At 68.1% G+C, this 20007-nt stretch carries 10 protein-coding genes; all 10 read left to right on the top strand.

Annotated elements, in window-relative coordinates:
• Nucleotides 1-60: 60 nt before the first annotated feature.
• Nucleotides 61-2040, top strand: coding sequence for an alpha-1,4-glucan--maltose-1-phosphate maltosyltransferase (locus tag Q1A87_RS06140; RefSeq protein ID WP_299648283.1), 1980 nt, complete (start codon nt 61-63; stop codon nt 2038-2040).
• Complete coding sequence (gene treS, locus Q1A87_RS06135) at nt 2037-5309, top strand: maltose alpha-D-glucosyltransferase (RefSeq protein WP_299648280.1); 3273 nt, start codon at nt 2037-2039, stop codon at nt 5307-5309. Before Q1A87_RS06140 ends, treS begins: the two co-directional genes overlap by 4 nt.
• Nucleotides 5306-7471, top strand: coding sequence for a 1,4-alpha-glucan branching protein GlgB (gene glgB, locus Q1A87_RS06130; RefSeq protein ID WP_299648277.1), 2166 nt, complete (start codon nt 5306-5308; stop codon nt 7469-7471). Before treS ends, glgB begins: the two co-directional genes overlap by 4 nt.
• 29 nt (nt 7472-7500) lie before the next feature.
• The gene (gene glgX, locus Q1A87_RS06125; protein WP_299648275.1) at nt 7501-9726 is read left to right on the top strand and encodes a glycogen debranching protein GlgX; all 2226 of its coding nucleotides are present in this window, start codon (nt 7501-7503) and stop codon (nt 9724-9726) included.
• Nucleotides 9726-11471, top strand: coding sequence for a malto-oligosyltrehalose trehalohydrolase (gene treZ, locus Q1A87_RS06120; protein WP_299648272.1), 1746 nt, complete (start codon nt 9726-9728; stop codon nt 11469-11471). Before glgX ends, treZ begins: the two co-directional genes overlap by 1 nt.
• Nucleotides 11468-13186, top strand: a complete 1719-nt coding sequence (gene malQ / locus Q1A87_RS06115) for a 4-alpha-glucanotransferase (RefSeq protein WP_299648269.1) — start codon at nt 11468-11470, stop codon at nt 13184-13186. Before treZ ends, malQ begins: the two co-directional genes overlap by 4 nt.
• Nucleotides 13186-15324 (top strand): malto-oligosyltrehalose synthase, encoded by a 2139-nt coding sequence (gene treY, locus Q1A87_RS06110; RefSeq protein ID WP_299648265.1) that lies wholly within the window; start codon nt 13186-13188, stop codon nt 15322-15324. The genes malQ and treY overlap by 1 nt, the downstream gene beginning before the upstream one ends.
• Nucleotides 15325-15464: 140 nt before the next feature.
• Entirely contained in the window at nt 15465-18404 is a 2940-nt protein-coding gene (locus Q1A87_RS06105) for an ExeM/NucH family extracellular endonuclease (RefSeq protein WP_299648262.1), read from the top strand.
• A 116-nt stretch (nt 18405-18520) separates the two neighbouring features.
• Complete coding sequence (locus Q1A87_RS06100; RefSeq protein ID WP_299648259.1) at nt 18521-19045, top strand: 2Fe-2S iron-sulfur cluster-binding protein; 525 nt, start codon at nt 18521-18523, stop codon at nt 19043-19045.
• Nucleotides 19042-20004: a xanthine dehydrogenase family protein subunit M gene (locus tag Q1A87_RS06095; protein ID WP_299648256.1), complete on the top strand. Its 963-nt coding sequence runs from the start codon at nt 19042-19044 to the stop codon at nt 20002-20004. Before Q1A87_RS06100 ends, Q1A87_RS06095 begins: the two co-directional genes overlap by 4 nt.
• Nucleotides 20005-20007 lie beyond the last annotated feature (3 nt).

The raw sequence follows: 20007 nt of genomic DNA, 5'->3' as shown, positions 1-20007 counted from the left end.
ATGCCGTCCGTCAGGAAGGGGCAGAATGACCCATATCGAGATCGAACGGGGCCGCCGCTCATGAACCGTGCAGACCCGCCCAAGGCGCTCGCGCGCGCGCGCCTCGCCATCGAATCCGTCTCCCCGACCGTCGAGCAGGGGCGCTTCGCCGCAAAGACCGTCGCCGGATGGCCGACGCGCTTCTCCGCCGACCTGTTCGCAGACGGGCACGAGGTTCTCGGCGCCGCGGTTCTCGTGACCGTGTCCGGCTCGAAGGACGTGACCGAGGTGCCGCTCACCCACGAGGTCAACGACATCTGGCTTGGCGAGCACGTCCTCGACACCGTCGGGCCTGCCCGCTTCCGCGTCATCGCCTGGCGCGATCTCTACGGCACATGGGCCCGCGACACCGGCAAGAAGGTCGCCGCCGGCCAGTCGGTTGAGGTCGAGATGATGGAGGCCCGCGACATCCTCGGGCGGACCAAGGCCCGGGGTGACGACGCGAAGGCCCTGAAGGAGTTGCGGCGCGCGGCCGAGGGCCCGGACGCGCAGCACGTCCTCACCTCCGAGGAGACCCGCGCGCTCATGGCCCGGATCGGGCCGCGTGCGAACCTGACGCAATCGCCGGACTATCCGCTCTGGGTCGACCGCGAGGCGGCGGCGTTCTCGGCGTGGTACGAGCTTTTCCCGCGCTCGCTCGGCGGACGCGACGACGCGGGCAAGCCCGTCCACGGCACGTTCCGGGACGTCGAGGCGCACCTGCCCTACGTCACCGACCTCGGCTTCGACACGCTCTACTTCCCGCCGATCCACCCGATCGGCACGGCCAACCGCAAGGGCAAGAACAACACGCTGCGCGCCGAGCCGGACGATGTCGGCTCGCCCTACGCGATCGGTTCGCCCGAGGGCGGCAACATGGACGTCCACCCCGAGCTCGGTACGCTAGACGATTTCGACCATCTCGTCGCTACCGCCCGGGAGCACGGGCTCGACATCGCGCTCGACATCGCGCTCAATTCCTCGCCGGACCATCCGTGGCTGAAGGAACATCCCGACTGGTTCGAGTGGCGCCCGGACGGGACGATCAAATACGCCGAGAACCCGCCGAAGAAGTACGAGGACATCGTCAACTTCCGCTACTACCTCGACGACGGCAGCCCGAACCTGCCGTTCTGGCATGCGGTCGTGGACATGTTCCTGTTCTGGGCGGCGCGCGGCGTCACCTGCTTCCGCGTCGATAACCCGCACACCAAGCCCTTTCCGTTCTGGGAATGGCTGATCGCGGAAGTGCGCGCGGAATACCCCGAGACGATCTTCCTGTCGGAGGCGTTCACCAGGCCCAAGGTGATGAAGCGGCTCGCCAAGCTCGGCTACAACCAGAGCTACAGCTACTTCACCTGGCGCAACACGAAGGCCGAGCTGACCGAGTACCTGACCGAGCTGACCACGGAGAACTGCGCGAACTACATGCGCGTCAACTTCTTCGTCAACACGCCCGACATCAACCCGGTCCCGCTGCAGACGAGCGGCCGACCGGGCTTCCGCACACGCGCCATCCTCGCCGCCGGGCTCGCCGGCAATTGGGGGCTCTATTCCGGGTTCGAGTTCTGCGAGGGCGCGCCGATGCCCGGGAAGGAGGAGTATCTCGATTCCGAAAAGTACGAGCTTCGCCCCCGCGACTTCGACGCGCCGGGCAACATCAAGGACGACGTGCGCCTGATCAACCGCATCCGGCGCGAGCATCCCGCGATGCGCGACATGCGCAACCTGCGCTTCGTGCCGGCCCACGACGATCGCGTGCTGAGCTGGCTGCGCCACGACCCGGCAACGAACGACGCTGTGCTGTTCCACGTTCTCCTCGACCCCTACGCCGGCGCCGAGTTCGGGTTCGAGGTCCCGCTCTGGGAGTTCGACCTGCCCTCCGAGGCGTCGGTCGAGGTCACCGACCTCATTCAAGGCAATTCCTTCACCTGGCACGGGCGCGACCACCGCCTGACGCTCGACCCGCACGAGCGTCCCTATGCCATCTGGAAACTCACACCGCCCGGAGTCGCGCGATGAACGCCCCTTCCCCGACGATCGTCGCCGACACCGACCGGGAGGACTGGTTCAAGGACGCGGTCATCTACCAGTGTCACGTGAAGGCCTACCAGGATTCGAACGGCGACGGGATCGGCGACTTCAAGGGCCTGATGCAGCGTCTGGACCATATCCAGTCGCTCGGCGCGACCGCCGTGTGGCTGCTGCCGTTCTATCCCTCGCCGCTCCGCGACGACGGCTACGACATCGCCGAGTTCAAGGAAGTGAACCCGCAATACGGCGACATGGACGACTTCCAGAACTTCGTGGACGAGGCGCACCGCCGCGGCCTGAAAGTCATCACTGAGCTCGTCATCAACCACACCTCCGACCAGCACGAGTGGTTCCAGACCGCCCGCCGTGCCCCGAAGGGCAGCCCGGAGCGCGACTTCTACGTCTGGAGCGATGACCCGAGCCGCTGGATGGACACGACCCGCGTGATCTTCAACGACACGCATGACAGCAACTGGTCCTGGGACCCGGTCGCCGAGCAGTTCTACTGGCACCGCTTCTTCGACCACCAGCCCGACCTGAACTTCGACAACCCGAAGGTCATGGAGGCGGTGCTCGACGTCATGCACTTCTGGCTCGACAAGGGGGTGGACGGGCTCCGGCTCGACGCGATCCCCTACCTCGTGGAGCGGGATGGGACGAACAACGAGAACCTGCCCGAGACGCACGAGATCCTGAAGGCGATGCGCCGCGACCTTGACGCACATTACGACGGCCGGATGCTGCTCGCCGAGGCGAACCAGTGGCCCGAGGACACCCGCCCCTATTTCGGCGAGGGCGACGAGTGCCACATGGGCTTCCACTTCCCGCTGATGCCGCGGATGTACATGGCCGTCGCGCAGGAGGACCGCCACGCGATCACCGACATCATCCGCCAGACGCCCGAGATCCCCGAGGATTGCCAATGGGGCATCTTCCTGCGGAACCATGACGAACTGACGCTCGAGATGGTGACCGACCGGGAGCGGGACTACCTGTGGGAGACCTACGCCTCCGACAAGCGCGCACGGATCAACATGGGCATCCGCCGCCGTCTGGCGCCGCTGATGCAGAACGACCGGCGCAAGATGGAGCTTCTGAACTCCATGCTGCTGTCGATGCCCGGTACGCCAATCATGTATTACGGCGACGAGATCGGGATGGGCGACAACATCTATCTCGGCGACCGCGACGGCGTCCGCACTCCGATGCAATGGTCCGCTGACCGCAACGCGGGCTTCAGCCGGGCCGATCCGCAGCGGCTCTACCTGCCGACGATCCAGGACGCGGTCTACGGCTACGACGGGCTCAACGTGGAGGCGCAATCCTCCTCGCCGTCCAGCTACCTGAACTGGATGCGGCGCATGGTGGCCGTGCGCAAGAAGCACGACGTGTTCGGACGCGGCGAGATCGACCTGCTCTATCCGAACAACCGCAAGGTCCTCGCCTATATCCGCCGCACAAAGGGCGTCGATGGCGCCACGACCGGCAACGAGGCGATCCTGTGCGTCGCCAACCTGAGTCGCGCGCCGCAGGCGGTGGAGATCGACCTGAGCCGCTTCAAGGGTCGGGTGCCGGTCGAGCTTGTCGGCCAGTCGCCCTTCCCGCCGGTGGGCGAGCTGCCCTACATGCTGACGTTGCCGGCCTACGGGTTCTTCTGGTTCCTGCTCGCCGACGAGGAGGACGCGCCGTCTTGGCACACGCCGGTGAACCCGGTCCTGCCGGACTTCCTGACGCTGACCACGCGCGACGGGTATCTTTCCACTGCGCTGAAGGGTCGTGAGGGCCGCCAGTTCGAGGCCGAGACCCTGCCCCGCTACGTCGCGCTCCAGCGCTGGTTCGCCGGCAAGACGCAGGGCGTGTCGCGCGCCTCGCTGCGCCAGCTCGGCGAACTGGCCCAGGGCCGCCACCTCCTGTCCATCGCCGAGGTGGAGACCGGCGGCGAGACGCAGAGCTACTTCCTGCCGCTTTCCGCCGTCTGGGACGAGAACGCGCTTTCGCTGTCTCCCCGCCTGCCCGCGACGCTCGGCAAGCTGCGCCGACAGAACCGCGTCGGCGCGCTGATGGACGGCGCCTCGGACGAGGAGATGGCCCGTGCCCTGCTCGACGCGATGCGCGCGGGGGCGGAGGTCGAGGGCGACGGCGGCAAACTCGTGTTCGAGGGGATCGACCTCGAGACCGGCGACGCGGAGCCGCGGCTTCTCGGAGCCGAGCAGTCGAATGCCTCGGTCGCCTTCGGTGACAAGCTGGTCCTCAAGCTCTACCGGCGCGTCCGCGAGGGCGTGCAGCCGGACATCGAGGTGGCCCGGTTCCTGACGCGGGAGACCGACTACGCGGCCACGCCCGCGCTGCTGGGCACGATCCGCTGGGTCGACGATGCGGGGACCGAGACGATCCTCGCTGCCGCCTCCGCCTACGTGGCCAACCAGGGCGACGCGTGGTCCTTCGTGACCGAGGGGCTGGACCGTGAGATGGAAGCGCGCGAGCACGGCCATGACGGGGACGAACGCCCGCTGATGATCGGCGCCCTCGACCTGGGCACCCTCCTCGGCCAACGCACGGCGGAGTTGCACCTTGCGCTGGCTTCCGGCGAAGGGGCCTTCGGGACCGAGCCGCTCGACGCGGACGGCTTGCAGGCGCTCGTTGCGGAGACGCGTTCCGAGGTCGCCGACACTCTCGACCGCTTGGCGAAGGCCCGGCTCGAGGGCGAGGCCGCCGAGCTTGCCGAACAGGTGACAGCACGGCGCGACGCCATCCTCGAGCGGATCGACCGCGTGGGCACGATGACGCCCTCGGGCGCCGCCTGTCGGGTCCACGGCGATTACCACCTCGGTCAGGTGCTGGTGGCGCAGGGCGACCTCGCCATCATCGACTTCGAGGGCGAGCCGTCGCGCAGCCTCGCGGAGCGGCAGGAGAAGTCCTCGCCCCTGCGCGACGTGGCCGGCATGCTGCGCAGCTTCGACTACGCGCTCTGGTCCGCGCTCGGCCGCCGGATCGAGGCCGGCGCCGACCCCGAACGGACGATGGCGCAGGTCCGCGACTGGCGCAGCGCCACCTCCGGCGCGTTCCTCGACGCATGGCGGGAAACGATGGGGAACTCTCCCGTCCGCCCCGCCGACGGCGCGTTCGAGGATGCGCTGCTCGACCTCTACCTGATCCGCAAGAGCGCCTACGAGATCGACTACGAGCGCGATTTCCGGCCCACCTGGATCGACGTGCCGCTCCGCGGCCTTCTCCAAGTCATGGAAGATAGCGAATGAAACCCGACGATCAGACCTGTGAGGCCATCGTCCGCGGGCGCCTCAGCGATCCCTTCCGGGCGCTCGGAATCCACGACGGCGCCCTGACCGTCTTCGCTCCCGATGCGGGCGAGGTCACGGCGGTGAACGCCAAGGGCAAACCCCTGCTCGAACTCGAGCGGATTCATCCCGAGGGCGTCTTCCACGGCGAGTTCGGGCGCAAGAAGGCGCCCGCCGACTACCGCCTGCTGTGTCGCGCGGGCGAACACGAATGGACGCGGGAAGACCCCTACCGTTTCGGAGCGCTCCTGGGCGAAATGGACGAGTATCTTCTGGCAGAAGGACGCCACGAGGAGCTCTGGACCCGCCTCGGGGCGCATCCGACGACGCACGAGGGCGTCGAGGGCACGGCCTTCGCCGTCTGGGCGCCGAACGCGCGTCGCGTCAGCGTCGTCGGGCATTTCAACGCCTGGGACGGTCGCCGTCACCCGATGCGCCGTCGTCTGGGCGGTGGCCTGTGGGAGTTGTTCATCCCCGGCATCGCGCGCGGCGAACTCTACAAGTACGAGATCGTCGGTGTCCACGGCGAGGTGCTGCCGCTCAAGGCCGACCCCCTATCCTTCCGGCAGGAATCGGCGCCCGCGACCGGCTCCATCGTCGAGGGGCCCGTGAAGCATGACTGGCAGGACGACGCCTGGACCGACCGTCCGCGACAGACCGCAACCGAAGAGCCGATCTCGATCTACGAGGTGCATCTGGGATCCTGGCGGCGCGGCGACGGGGATACCATCCTGAGCTACGCCGAGGTCGGCCCGTTGCTCGCCGACTACGTGGCCGAGATGGGCTTCACCCATGTCGAGTTCCTGCCGCTGTCCGAACACCCCTACACCCCCTCCTGGGGCTACCAGCCGATCGGCCTCTTCGCGCCGACCTACCGCTTCGGCACGCCCGAGGAGTTCGCGATGCTGGTGGATTACCTCCACGGGCGCGGCATCGGCGTCATCATCGACTGGGTCCCGGCGCACTTCCCGTCCGACGAGCACGGGCTCGCGCGGTTCGACGGCACCGCGCTCTACGAGCACGAGGATCCGCGGCTGGGGTTCCACAAGGACTGGAACACGCTGATCTACAATTTCGGCCGCAACGAGGTGGCGAACTTCCTGCGCGCCTCGGCGCTCTACTGGCTCAACGAGTTCCACGTCGATGCATTGCGCGTCGATGCCGTCGCCTCGATGCTCTACCTCGACTATTCGCGGAACGACGGCGAGTGGATTCCGAACCGCTTCGGCGGGCGCGAGAACCTCGACGCGATCGACTTCCTGCACGGAGTGAATGCGCGCGTGGCGGACCGGACGCGCGGCATGACCATCGCCGAGGAATCCACCGCTTTCCCGAACGTCTCCCGCCCGGTCGATCAGGACGGGCTGGGCTTCGACTTCAAGTGGAACATGGGGTGGATGCACGACACCCTGACCTACATGGCGCAGGACCCGATCAACCGGAAATACCACCACGACAAGATGACCTTCGGGTTGCACTACGCCTATTCCGAGAACTTCGTCCTGCCGCTGAGCCACGACGAGGTCGTGCACGGCAAGGGCAGCCTGATCGGCAAGATGCCGGGGGATCACTGGCAGCGCTTCGCCAACCTACGCGCCTATTTCGGCTGGATGTGGACGCATCCGGGCAAGAAGCTGCTGTTCATGGGCGGCGAGTTCGGACAGGAGCGCGAATGGTCGCACGACCGCTCGCTCGACTGGCACCTGCTCGACGATCCGAACCACAAGGGTTTGCAATCGCTGGTCCGCGACCTGAACGGCGTCTACAAGTCCCATCCCGCGCTGCATGCCCGCGACTGCGACCCGGCCGGTTTCCAGTGGATCGACGGCGGCGATGCGGAGAATAACGTCTTCAGCTTCCTGCGCCTCGGCGCGGAGGGCGACCTGCCGGTCGTCGTCATCTGCAACATGGCCCCCGTGCTCCGCGAGGGCTTCCGTGTCGGGATGCCGCAGGGCGGGCGGTGGCGCGAAGTGTTCAATTCCGACGCAAGCCAGTATGGCGGAACCGGATCCGGCAATGGCGGGTTCGTCACTGCCGACGGGGAGGGTTGGCATGGTCGCCCCGTATCGACAAGTCTGACGCTGCCACCCCTCTCCACGTTGGTCCTGACGCCGGAGACCTGATTACACGCACTCCGGAAGGTTCGACCGAGATGTCCTCCACACCCTACGCCCTCGAAGCCGGCACCGGGTCGCGCCTCGGCGCGACCTGGGACGGGGCAGGCACCAATTTCGCCCTGTTCTCCGCCCATGCCGAAAAGGTCGAGCTTTGCCTGTTCAACGAAAGCGGCCGCCGCGAGATCGCCCGCATCCCGCTGCCGGAATACACCCATCAGGTGTTCCACGGCTATCTGCCGGAGGTCCGTCCCGGGCAGCTCTACGGCTACCGGGTCCACGGGCCCTACGCCCCCGAGGTCGGTCACCGCTTCAACCCGAACAAGCTCCTCGCCGATCCCTACGCCCGCGCCCACAAGGGCGACCTGCGCTGGCACGACAGCCTGTTCGGCTACCGGCTCGGCTCGCGACGGGGTGATCTGAGCTTCGATCGTCGCGACAGCGCTTTCGTCATGCCGAAATGCGTCGTCACCGCGGATGCCTCGGCCTGGGGCAACGATCGTCGTCCCAACACCGAATGGTCCAAGACGGTAATCTACGAGGCGCATGTCGGCGGCATGACCAAGGGCGCCGGCCACGTGGATGAGCCGCTGCGCGGCACGTTCGAGGGGTTGGCCCACCCGGACACGATCCGCCACCTCCAGAAACTCGGCGTGACCGCGATCGAATTGCTGCCGGTCCATGCCTTCCCGAACGACCGCCACCTGCTCGAGCGCGGGCTGGTGAACTGGTGGGGCTACAACACGATCGGGTTCTTCGCGCCGACGATGCGCTACCTGATGCAGCATGGCGCGCTCGACGAGTTCCGCGTGATGGTCCGCCGCCTGCACGACGCCGGTATCGAGGTGATCCTCGACGTGGTCTACAACCACACCGCCGAAGGCAACCAGATGGGCCCGACCCTGTCCTTCCGCGGGATCGACAACGCCAGCTACTACATTCTGGGCGACGACCGGCGGTACTACTACGACACGACCGGCACCGGGAACTCGCTCGACCTCGACAACCGGCGGGTGTTGCAGATGGTCATGGATTCGCTTCGATACTGGGTCGAGAAATGTCATATCGACGGGTTCCGCTTCGACCTCGCCTCCACGCTCGGACGGCGGCGCGACAATTTCGACCCGCATGCCCCGTTCTTCGACGCGGTGCTGCAGGACCCCGTCCTGTCCGGCGTCAAGATGATCGCCGAGCCTTGGGACACCGGCAACAACGGCTATCAGGTCGGCAACTTCCCTCCGGGATGGGCCGAATGGAACGACACCTATCGCGACACCGTCCGGGCCTTCTGGAAGGGTGACGGCGGCAAGGCTCCCGACATGGCCGACCGCCTTCTGGGTTCGGCCTCGAAGTTCGAGCATCGCGGCCGTCGGCCCTGGACATCGATCAACTTCATCACCGCGCATGACGGCTTCACGCTGGCCGACCTCGTCTCCTACAACGACAAGCACAACGAGGCGAACGGCGAGGACAACAACGACGGCCATTCGCACAACGTGAGCTGGAACCACGGTGTCGAGGGTCCGACCGACGATCCCGACATCCTCGCCCTCCGCGACCGTCAGCGCCGCAACATGATGGCGACGCTGCTGCTCAGTCAGGGCACGCCGATGATCCTGATGGGCGACGAGCACGGCCGCTCCCAGGACGGCAACAACAACACCTATTGCCAGCCGGGCGAGATGAACTGGTTCGACTGGTCGAAGGCCGACGATCCCTTCGCCAAGTTCACCGCCGACCTCATCCAGCTGCGCAAGTCGCGCGACCTGCTGACCTCCCAGCGGTTCCTGCACGGAACCGACGGCAACCCCGAAGGGCGTTTCGTCACCTGGCACCGCAGGACCGGCGCGGCGATGCAGCCGGACGACTGGCACGATCCGGAACGGCGCGTCCTGTCGCTGGTGATCGCGGGGGGCGAGGATCGGTCCCTTCTGCTCGCGATGAACGCAAACCCGGACGCGATCACCTACCGGTTGCCGCCGGGGGAATGGGAGACACGGATCGACACCGACACGGGCCTCGTCACGCAGGATGGCGGCCCGACCGTGTCGGGGGAGATCACGCTGAAGGAACGCGCGCTCATGCTGCTCGAGGCCGTCGGAACCGGACCGATCGAACCCGAGGGTCAGGAAACCGAGCCCGAAATGACGGAGAACGCCAGCGACGAACGTGGCAGCGGCCTCTCCGACGCGCAATACGACATTCCGCAGACCGAAGAGCAGGGGGACACCGTGCCACGGTCCGACGACGAGGACACGATTTGATGGACACCCACGACAGCGACCGACACTGGGGACCGCGCATCGGCCCGGACGGCGTGCACTTCCGGCTCTGGGCCCCGGGGCTCGATGCGTTGACCCTGCATCTCGACGGTCAGAACTTCCCGATGGACAAGCAGGGGGAGGGCTGGTTTGCCACCGTCGCCGAGGCGCATGACGGGTCCGAATACGGCTTCTGCATCCCCGACGGCCGCATGTTTCACGACCCCGCCGCGCATGCCCAGTCCGGCGACGTCCATTCGCTGAGCCGCGTCGCCATCTCGAAATACGAGTGGAAACACCCGCCCTCCGCCCGCAAGTGGGAGGAGGCGGTGATCTACGAATGCCACGTGGGCACTTTCACCCCCGAGGGCACGTTCGCGGCGATCCACGACAAGCTCGACTATCTCGTCGATCTCGGCATCACCGCGCTGGAACTCCTGCCGGTCGCGACCTTCGGCGGCGAGCGCGGCTGGGGCTACGACGGGACGCTCCTCTACGCGCCGCACCGCGCCTACGGCACGCCCGACGAGTTGCGCGCGCTCGTCGACGCGGCGCATGGCAAGGGGCTCATGGTGATCCTCGACGTAGTCTACAACCATTTCGGCCCCGAGGGCAGCTACATCCCCGCCCACACGCCCGAGTTCTTCGATCCGGAGCGACATACCCCTTGGGGATCGGCGATCGACTATTCGGAGGGGCCCGTGCGGCGCTTCTTCATCGACAACGCCGTCTACTGGTTGCAGCAGTTCCGCTTCGACGGTTTGCGCTTCGACGCGGTGGATCACATCCGCGACACGTCCGACCCGGAATTCCTCATCCAGCTTCCCCGCGACATCCGCGCCCGGCTGGACCGGGAGGTGCATCTGACCACCGAGGACAACCGCAACATCACCTATCTGCACGAGCGGCGCGGCAATCACGCCCCCCTGATGACGGCGGAGTGGAACGACGACTGGCACCATTGCGCCCATGTCCTCGCCACCGGGGAGACCGAGGGCTACTACGTCTCCTTCGAGAACGACCCGGCCGGGTTGATGGCCAAGGCCGCGGCCACCGGCTTCTCCTTCCAGGGAGAGACATACGAGGGCGAGGCGCGCGGCGCGCCGTCGGACCACCTGCCGCCCGCAGCCTTCATCGACTTCCTGCAGAACCACGATCAGGTCGGCAACCGGGCCATCGGCGAGCGCATCGCCGCGCTCGCCACGCCCGAGATGATCCGGGCGTTGCACACGACTCTGCTGCTGTCCCCGCATATCCCGCTCCTCTTCATGGGAGAGGAATACGGCGAGACGCGGCCGTTCCTGTTCTTCGCGGATTTCCACGACGAGCTCGGCCGCGCCGTGACCGAAGGCCGTCGCAAGGAGTTCGCGGGCTTCGGCGGGCACCAGGCCGAGGAGGTCCCCGACCCGATCGCGATCTCCTCCTTCTCGGACAGCAAGCTCGACTGGGACAAGCTGTCCGCCGAGCCGCACAGCGCCACCTTCGCCTTCGTTCGCCACCTCCTGCATCTGCGGCAGGAAAAGGTCGTTCCGTTCCTGCCCGGCACCGGCCCGCACAGCGGCACGGTGCTGCAGGCGCCGGATCGTTGCGTGGCCGTCGACTGGCGGCTCAACGGCGGCACGCTGCGTCTGCGCGCCAATTTCGGCGACAGCGCCGTCGACCTGCCCCCCGCGGCCGGGGAGCTTATCCAGCTCACCGGAAAGGCTCCGGGCGCCCCCGTCTCCGCCGCGTTCTGGCTCGACACATGAGCCTGCGCAGTCTCGCCCGGCATCACGGCCTGACCACCACCTACGAGGAGCGCGACGTCCCTGACGCGACGCTCGCGCTGATCCTCGAACGGCTCGGCATCGACCCCGAAGGCGCGCCGTCCGGTCCGCCCGCGGCCGGGACGATGCCGTCGCCCGACGCGAGCGCGCCACGCCCGGCCTGCGGCTGGGGCGTGTTCTGCCAGCTCTACGAATTGCGCTCCGACCGGAACTGGGGGATCGGCGACTTCACCGATCTGGCGCAGCTTGCCCGGATCTGCGGCGATGCCGGCGCCGACTTCCTCGGCGTGAACCCGCTCCACGCGCTGTTCCTCGCTGCGCCGGGACATTGCTCGCCATTCTCGCCCTCGAACCGGCGCTTCCTGAACCCGCTCTACATCGCGCCCGATGCGCTCGGCTGCCAACGGCCCGACCTGCCCGACAGCGACCTCGTGGACTACGCCGCCGTCACCGAGGCGAAACTTGCGGCCCTGCGTGCCGTCTTCGACGCGACGGGCGACGATCTGGATTTCCAAATCTTCGTCGAGGAGGGCGGCGAGGCACTGCGCCTGCACGCGCTCTTCGAGGTGATCTCCGCCGGACAGAGCCATGCCGGCTGGACCGGCTGGCCCGAAGCGTTGCGCGACCCGCACGGCGCGGCGGCGGCCGAGATCGCCGAGACCCAAGCCGAAGACGTCCGCTTCCAGCAATGGCTGCAATACGTCGCCCGGAGCCAGCTTCGCGCCGCGCAGCGGGCCGCCAAGGAGGCCGGCATGCGGATCGGCCTCTATCTCGACCTCGCGGTGGGCGAAGCGCAGGACGGGTCGGCCACCTGGTCCGGCACCGCCGCCGCGATGCCCGGTCTCGGCGTCGGCGCGCCGCCCGACGTCTTCTCCGAGCACGGTCAGAACTGGCACCTCGCCGCGCCATCGCCCGAGAAGATGGCACGCGACGACTACGCCACCTACCGCGCGATGATCGGCGCGCAGCTTCGCGACGCGGGCGCGCTCCGGATCGACCATGCGATGGCGGTCTGGCAGCTGTTCCTCATTCCCTCCGGCGAACCGGCTTCGAGCGGCACCCACCTGCGCTACCCGATGGCCGACCTTCTTCGGGTCCTCTGCGAAGAGGCGCACCGCAACGACGCCATCCTCATCGGCGAGGATCTGGGCTTCGTCCCGCCCGGCTTCCGCCAGGTGATGACGGCGGCGAACATCCTGAGCTACCGGATCGTCTACTTCGAACAGAGCGCGGCCGGCTTCGACGCGGCCGACGCCTATCCGGACGTCGCGCTGGCCTGCCTCTCGACCCACGACCTGCCGATCCTGTCGGCCTGGTGGAAGGGCAACGACATCGAGCTGCGCGAGGCGAACGGACTTGTCTCGCCCGAGGCCAGCGAGCAGCACCGCGCCCACCGCGAAAAGGAGCGGCGTGACCTCGTTCGCGCGCTCGGGGTCGAAGCCGACCCGGAGGCGGAGACGCTGCCCGACGCCGTGCTCGACGGGGCGCATGCCTTCATGGCCGCGACGCCGTCCCTCCTCGCCGGGGTTCGTCTGGCCGACCTCGTCGGTCCCGAGACGCCCACGAACCTGCCCGGCGTCACCGACGGCCATCCGAACTGGCGCCCGCGGTCGCCCGTCACGGTGGACGACATCGCCGACCATCCCGTCTTCACCCGCATCACCGACCTGATGCGCGCCGCCAGACCGAGAGCCTGATGCACCTCCCGACCGCCACCTACCGCCTGCAATTCCGCGAGCACATGGACTTCGCACGGGCCGAGACGCTCGTGCCCTATCTCGTCGATCTGGGCGTCTCGCATCTCTACGCGAGTCCCCTCTTCACCGCGACGCCCGGCTCAACCCACGGCTACGACGTCACCGACCCGAACGAGATCGAGCCGTCGCTCGGCGGCCGGGCGGGTCTCGAGAAACTGTCGGCGAAGCTGCGCGAACACGGGCTCGGCCTGATCCTCGACATCGTGCCCAACCACATGGCCTTCAACGCCGCGAATCCCTGGCTGCACGACGTCCTCGCCAACGGTCTCGACAGCGCCTATGCCGGCCACTTCGATATCGACTGGTCCGACCGCCTGCGCCTGCCCTGGCTGCCCGAGCCCTTCGAGGCGATGGCGGAAAAGGGCGATGTCACCACCGACGGGACCGACATGATCGCGGGCGACCTGCGCGTGCCGCTCGCCGTGACCGGCCCGGAGGACATCCGCGACCTCCACGACGCGCAGCCCTGGCGGCTGACGCATTGGCGGACCGAGTCGGCGGCGATCTCCCACCGGCGCTTCTTCACCGTGACCGGCCTGATCGGCGTGCGGGTCGAGGACGACGCGGTCTTCGACGACATGCACCGCCTGACCTTCGAGCTTATCAACGAAGGCATCGCCGACGGGCTGCGCGTGGACCACGTGGACGGCCTCGCCGATCCCGCGGGTTATCTTGCCAAGCTGCGCGACCGCGTCGGCGACCGGCCGGTCTGGGTGGAGAAGATCCTGACCGGCGACGAGCGCCTGCCCGAGGAATGGTCGGTGCAGGGCACGACCGGCTACGTCGCCGCCCGCGCAATCGCGCAGGTCCTGACCGACGCGGCCGGCGCCGAGGAGCTCGACGCGCGCACCAGCAGCGATTTCCGCCGCGTGCTGGCGGCGTCGAAGCGCCAGATCGTGACGACCGAACTTCCCGCCGAGCTCGACCGGCTGGTGGAGCTCGCCCTGTCGCGCGGTGGCGAATGGGGCCGCGGCGCCTGGCGGGAAGCGATCATCCGCTATGTCGGCGCCTTCCCGCGTTACCGCACCTACGCCACGATGGAGGCGGTCAGCGAAGCCGACGCCGAGGCGATGCGCGACAACGTGGAGCGCGCCAAGGCCGACATGATCGATACGGGCGCGATCGACGACCTGCTCGCGCTGCTGCTCGACCCGGATTGCGGCGAGCTGCGCGTCCGGCTCCAGCAGCTCACCGGCGCGGCCATCGCCAAGGCGCAGGAGGACACGGCGTTCTATCGCTACACGCCGCTGCTGTCGGCCAACGAAGTCGGCGGCGAGCCCGACGAGCCGGCGCTCGACATCGCGGGCTTCCACGAGGCGATGCAGGTGCGGCAGGCGACGATGCCCGGCGCGCTCACCCTCACCTCGAGCCATGACACCAAGCGCTCCGAGGACGCGCGGATGCGCATCGCCGCGATCAGTCACGACGTCGCGATGCGCGACACCCTGCGCGAGCTGACCGACCTGCCGGCGCCCTGGGGCTGGTATCTCGCGCAATCCGCCTTCGCCGCGCAGCCCGAGGGGGAGCTGGCCGACAGGCTGGCCGATCACATGACGAAGGCAATGCGCGAGGCCAAGCGCGACACGTTCTGGACCTCGCCGGACAAGGACTACGAGGCCCGCGTCACCGGGGCCGCCCGCGACATCGCGGGGGCGATCGACCCGCTGCCCGAAGCGGTCGCGCCGTTGGCCGACCGGGCCGCGAACCTGTCGCTGGCGCAATGCGCGCTGAAGCTGACCATCCCCGGCATTCCCGACATCTATCAGGGCACCGAGATCGGCAGCTTCCGCCTGACCGATCCCGACAACCGCGCCGTCGTTGATTTCGACGCTCTCGCCCGCGGCGAGACCGAGACGCCCTTCGACGCCGCCAAGCTGGCGCTGACACGCACCCTCCTGCATCTGCGCCGGGACCGGCCCGATCTCCTCGAAGCGCCCTACGCACCGCGCGACGCCGAGGCCGGCATCCTCGCCTTCACCCGCGGCGACCTGCTGGTGGAGGTCTCGGTCGACGGCACGCATCTGCCCGAGGCGTCCGGGCCGGTCCGACTGACCCTCGACGGGACGGCGCTCCTCTGAGCGCCGCCCGCGGGGCGCCTGCCCCCGGGGCGGAACGGCCTACGGGCCACCGGTTTCTCCGGTCGTCGCTGGCCTTCCGTCACGGAACTGTCGATAAGCCGGGTTAACCAGTCCCAGAGCAATCGACATCGAGGTTTCCCATGAATCGGCCCTTCAATCCCGTCCGGGGGACGTTCGGCGACGACCTCCTTTCCGGCACCGATGGCGACGACCGCATCCGCGGACGCTTCGGCGACGACACGATCGATGCCGGCGCGGGCGACGACACGGTTTTCGCCGGTCGGGGCGACGATGTCATCCGCGGCGGTGCGGGGGCGAACCGGATCAACGGCCAGCGCGGCTTCGATACGGCCGAATATGCCGGCGGCGTGGAAGACTATAACGTGATGATCGGACGCATGCCGCGCACGCTCGTCTCCAGCTTCGAGAATCCGGGAAACTACGACCTGCTCCAGTCGGTCGAACAGCTCTATTACGAGGCCGACGATTATTACGTCGACCTGACCGGGGGGAACAACGGCGTGCTCGCCCGCGACGACAGCGCGGGCCTTGCCGCCGGGGCGTCGCTCACGCTGACGGAACTGACCGCCAACGATTTCGACTTCGACGGCGACGACCTGACGATCACGGCGCTCGACATGGCGGACCTCGTCGGCACGGCGACGCTGAACGACGATGGCACCGTCACCTACGACTCGACCGGCGCCTTCGCCGATCTGGCCGAGGGCGAGACGGTCGAGGTTTCCTTCGGATACACCGTCTCGGACGGTCGCGGGGCCACGGATACGGCGACCGTCACCCTCACCGTGACCGGCACGGATACCGGCCCGGCCCCCGCCCTGTCGATCAACGAGTTCCACTACGACAACGCCGGGACCGATACGGGTGAGTTCATCGAGGTCGCTGGCGCGCCGGACCTCGACCTCGCCGGCTGGTCCATCGTGCTCTACGACGGCAGCGACAACGAGTCCTACCGCACGATCCGGCTTGACGGCACGCTCAACGCGGCTGGCTTCGCGTCGGTCGACGTGCGGGGCCTGCAGAACGGATCGCCCGATGGGTTCGCGCTGGTCGACCCGGACGGCGCCGTCGTTGAGTTTCTTTCCTACGAGGGCTCGTTCACGGCGACGGACGGGCCGGCGGAGGGCATGACCTCCGAGGACGTGGGCGTCTCCGAGGGCGGCAGTACCGCGATCGGCCAGTCCCTGCAGAAGGTCGACGGCAAGTGGGCGGGCCCGCTCGACTCGACCCGCGACGCCGCGAACGTCGCGGATGACGGTATACCCGACGGGCCGAGCGAGAGCGTCCTCATCAACCAGGTCCAGGGGTCCGGCGCGACCTCGCCCTTGATCGACCGCTTCGTGAACGTGACCGCCGTGGTGACCGCGACGCTGGGCGACGGCTTCTTCCTGCAGGAGGAGGACGCGGATGCCGACGGCGACGCCGCCACCTCCGAGGGCATCTTCGTCTTCACCGACGACGCGCCGACCGTGACTGTGGGCGACATGGTCTTCGCCGAGGGCGTGGTCGAGGAATCTTTCGGCGCCACGCAGATCTCCGCTGTCATGATCGACGTGCTGGGCATGGCGGACCTCCCGACCGCCGCGTCCCTCACCCTGCCCATCGAGACCGACCTCGAGCCGCTGGAAGGCATGCGCGTCGCCGTCACCTCGTCGACGGCCGATCCGGTCACGATCATCGAGACCTTCAACTTCGACCGCTACGGCGAGGTCGTGGTTAGCGCGGGCGATCAGGTCCAGCCGACGCAGATCTACGACGCCCAGACCGAGCGCGCCGAGATCGAGGCGCTGCAGGCCGACAACGCCGCCAACCGGCTGATCATCGACGACGGCAACGGGTCGCAGAACCCCGACGCTTTCCCCTACATCGCCAACGACACGGCCGGCGACGACGGCGACGGCATCCTCTCGGCGGGCGACACGTTCGGGCTCGACAACCCGGCGCCGCGGATCGGGGCGGAGATGGACACGCCGGTCGAGGGCGTCCTGACCTACGGGTTCGGCGAGTACCGCGTCATCCCGACAGAGCCCCTGCCCATCGACGAAGCGACCGGTGTTGGCACCCGCGATCCGGAGGCCCCCGAGGTGGGCGGCGACCTGAAGGTGGCGAGCTTCAACGCGCTCAACTTCTTCACCACGCTCGACGTGCGCGGCGCGACCTCCGCGTTCGACCTCGAACGCCAGACCGAGAAGCTGGTGAACGCGCTCGTGGAACTCGACGCCGACGTGGTGGGCCTGCAGGAGATCGAGAACAACGGCTTCGACGATGCCTCCGCCGTCGCCACGCTGGTGGATGCGGTGAACACGCGTCTGGGCGCCGAAATCTACGACTTCGTGGATCCCACGGAGGACGGCGGTCTGGTCGGCACCGACGCGATCACCACGGGGCTGATCTACAAGCCCGGTTCCGTCTCGGTCCTCGACAGCGGCGTCTACGTCTTCGACGACGGCGGCGAGCAGCGAAACCGCCCCGCCGTCGCTGCGGCCTTCGGGGACGGGAACGGCGAGGTCGTGACCATCGCGGTCAACCACTTCAAGTCGAAGGGCGATAGCGGTCTCGCGGGCGGCGATCCGGGCAATCCCGACGTCGACCAGGGCGACGGCCAAGGGTACTGGAACGCGACGCGCACCGACGCCGCCGAACAGCTCACGGCCTGGCTCGCCTCCGACCCGTTCGGCACCGGCGACCCGGACGCCCTCATCATCGGCGACCTCAACGCCTACAACGAGGAGGACCCGGTGCAGGCCATCGAGGCGGCGGGCTACGTCGACCTGCTCGAGACCTTCGTCGGGGCCGAGGACGCGTTCAGCTTCGTCTTCGACGGCCAGCGCGGCGCGCTCGACCAGGGGCTCGCGTCCCGTTCGCTGGCCTCTCAGGTCACCGGGGTGGCCGAATGGCACATCAACTCGCTGGAGCCGGACCTGATGTCCTATTCCAGTGAGTTCACCGATGCGGGCTTCTACAGCGGCGACGATCCCTTCGCCGCCTCCGACCACGATCCGCTGCTCATCGGCCTCGATCTCGGGACGCCCGAGGAGGACGGCTTCATCTTCCTCTGACGGCCGGTCGGGAGGCGTTCCGGAACGCCTCCCGCGACCCGCCGCCGCGCCAAGAAAGATTAAGGAACACTTGTTCGACCCCGGTCGTTCGGCTTGCGAAACACGCCGGAGTGACCATGAAAACGACCCTTTCGATCAACGGCGCGTCCTACGAGCTCGAGGCCGACAACCGGACCACGCTACTCGACGCGCTTCGCAACCACCTCGGCCTGACAGGCTCCAAGAAGGGTTGCGATCACGGCCAGTGCGGCGCCTGCACCGTCATCGCCGACGGGCGGCGGATCAATTCCTGCCTGACGCTCGCCTGCATGATGGACGGTGTCGAGATCACCACGATCGAGGGGCTGGGTGAGCCCGGCGCGCTGTCGCCGCTGCAGGACGCCTTCGTGCGCCACGACGGCTACCAGTGCGGCTATTGCACCCCGGGTCAGATCTGCTCGGCCACCGCCATGCTCGACGAGGTGCGCGCCGGCTGGCCCAGTGTCGTGACCGACGACCTGAATGCGGGCGCAGAATTGACCGAGGAAGAAATCTCCGAGCGCATGTCCGGCAATCTCTGCCGCTGCGCCGCCTACCCGAACATCGTCGACGCGATCTCCGAAGTCGGCGGCGCCAACGGCTGGAAGGAGGCCGCGGAATGAGGCCCTTCGACTACGCACGCGCCCAGGATGTCTCCGGTGCCCTCGATGCCGGGAAGATCATCGCCGGCGGCACCAACCTCCTCGACCTGATGAAGCTCGGCGTGGAGACGCCCGAACGGGTCGTCGACATCACCCGGCTCGACCTGAAGCGGATCGAGGATTTCGAGGGGGGCCTCAGGATTGGCGCGCTGGTCTCGAACTCCGACCTCGCCGTGGACGACCGCATCCGCCGCGACTATCCCGTCCTCTCCCGCGCGCTCCTCTCCGGCGCGAGTGGCCAGCTTCGCAACATGGCGACCACAGGCGGCAACCTGCTCCAGCGGACGCGGTGCTACTACTTCCAGGACGTCGCCTCGCCCTGCAACAAGCGCGAGCCCGGCTCCGGCTGCCGGGCCATCGGCGGCGCCACCCGGCTGCACGCGATCCTCGGCGCCTCCGAGCATTGCATCGCCACCCATCCGAGCGACATGGCCGTCGCGATGCAGGCGCTCGACGCCTCCGTCGAGATCGAGGGCGCGGGCGGCACCCGCACGGTTCCGCTGGCGGAGTTCTACGTCCTGCCCGGCGACCGGCCGGACATCGAGACCGTCCTGAAGCCCGGCGAGCTCATCACCGCCGTGGTCCTGCCCGCGCCGCCGCCGGGCCGGCAGACCTACCGCAAGGTGCGCGACCGCGCGTCCTACGCCTTCGCGCTCGTCTCCGTCGCCGGCATCGTCTCGGTGAAGGACGGCGTGATCGAGCAGGCCGCGCTGGCCTTCGGCGGCGTCGCACCGCGGCCGTGGCGCAACCTCGAGGTCGAGACCGCGCTCGCCGGTCGCGAGCCGACCCGCGAGACCTTCGACGAGGCCGCCGACATCCTTCTGGCCGAGGCCGAGGGGCAAGGCGGCAACGACTTCAAGATCCCGCTCCTGCGCCGGACCTTCCGGGCCGTGCTGGGCGAACTCACGCAAGGGGCCTGAGCC

The sequence above is a fragment of the uncultured Jannaschia sp. genome, assembly GCF_947494055.1.
In the GTDB taxonomy this organism is placed as follows: Bacteria; Pseudomonadota; Alphaproteobacteria; order Rhodobacterales; family Rhodobacteraceae; genus Jannaschia.
Note: the sequence above shows the minus strand (reverse complement) of the source record. Positions and strands in the feature narration are given on the sequence as shown.

Coding starts and splice junctions, on each gene's coding strand:
- malQ (WP_299648269.1), top strand. CDS start 11,468: ATGAGCCTGCGCAGTCTCGCCCGGCATCACGGCCTGACCACCACCTAC.
- Q1A87_RS06095 (WP_299648256.1), top strand. CDS start 19,042: ATGAGGCCCTTCGACTACGCACGCGCCCAGGATGTCTCCGGTGCCCTC.
- treY (WP_299648265.1), top strand. CDS start 13,186: ATGCACCTCCCGACCGCCACCTACCGCCTGCAATTCCGCGAGCACATG.
- Q1A87_RS06100 (WP_299648259.1), top strand. CDS start 18,521: ATGAAAACGACCCTTTCGATCAACGGCGCGTCCTACGAGCTCGAGGCC.
- treZ (WP_299648272.1), top strand. CDS start 9,726: ATGGACACCCACGACAGCGACCGACACTGGGGACCGCGCATCGGCCCG.
- glgX (WP_299648275.1), top strand. CDS start 7,501: ATGTCCTCCACACCCTACGCCCTCGAAGCCGGCACCGGGTCGCGCCTC.
- treS (WP_299648280.1), top strand. CDS start 2,037: ATGAACGCCCCTTCCCCGACGATCGTCGCCGACACCGACCGGGAGGAC.
- glgB (WP_299648277.1), top strand. CDS start 5,306: ATGAAACCCGACGATCAGACCTGTGAGGCCATCGTCCGCGGGCGCCTC.
- Q1A87_RS06140 (WP_299648283.1), top strand. CDS start 61: ATGAACCGTGCAGACCCGCCCAAGGCGCTCGCGCGCGCGCGCCTCGCC.
- Q1A87_RS06105 (WP_299648262.1), top strand. CDS start 15,465: ATGAATCGGCCCTTCAATCCCGTCCGGGGGACGTTCGGCGACGACCTC.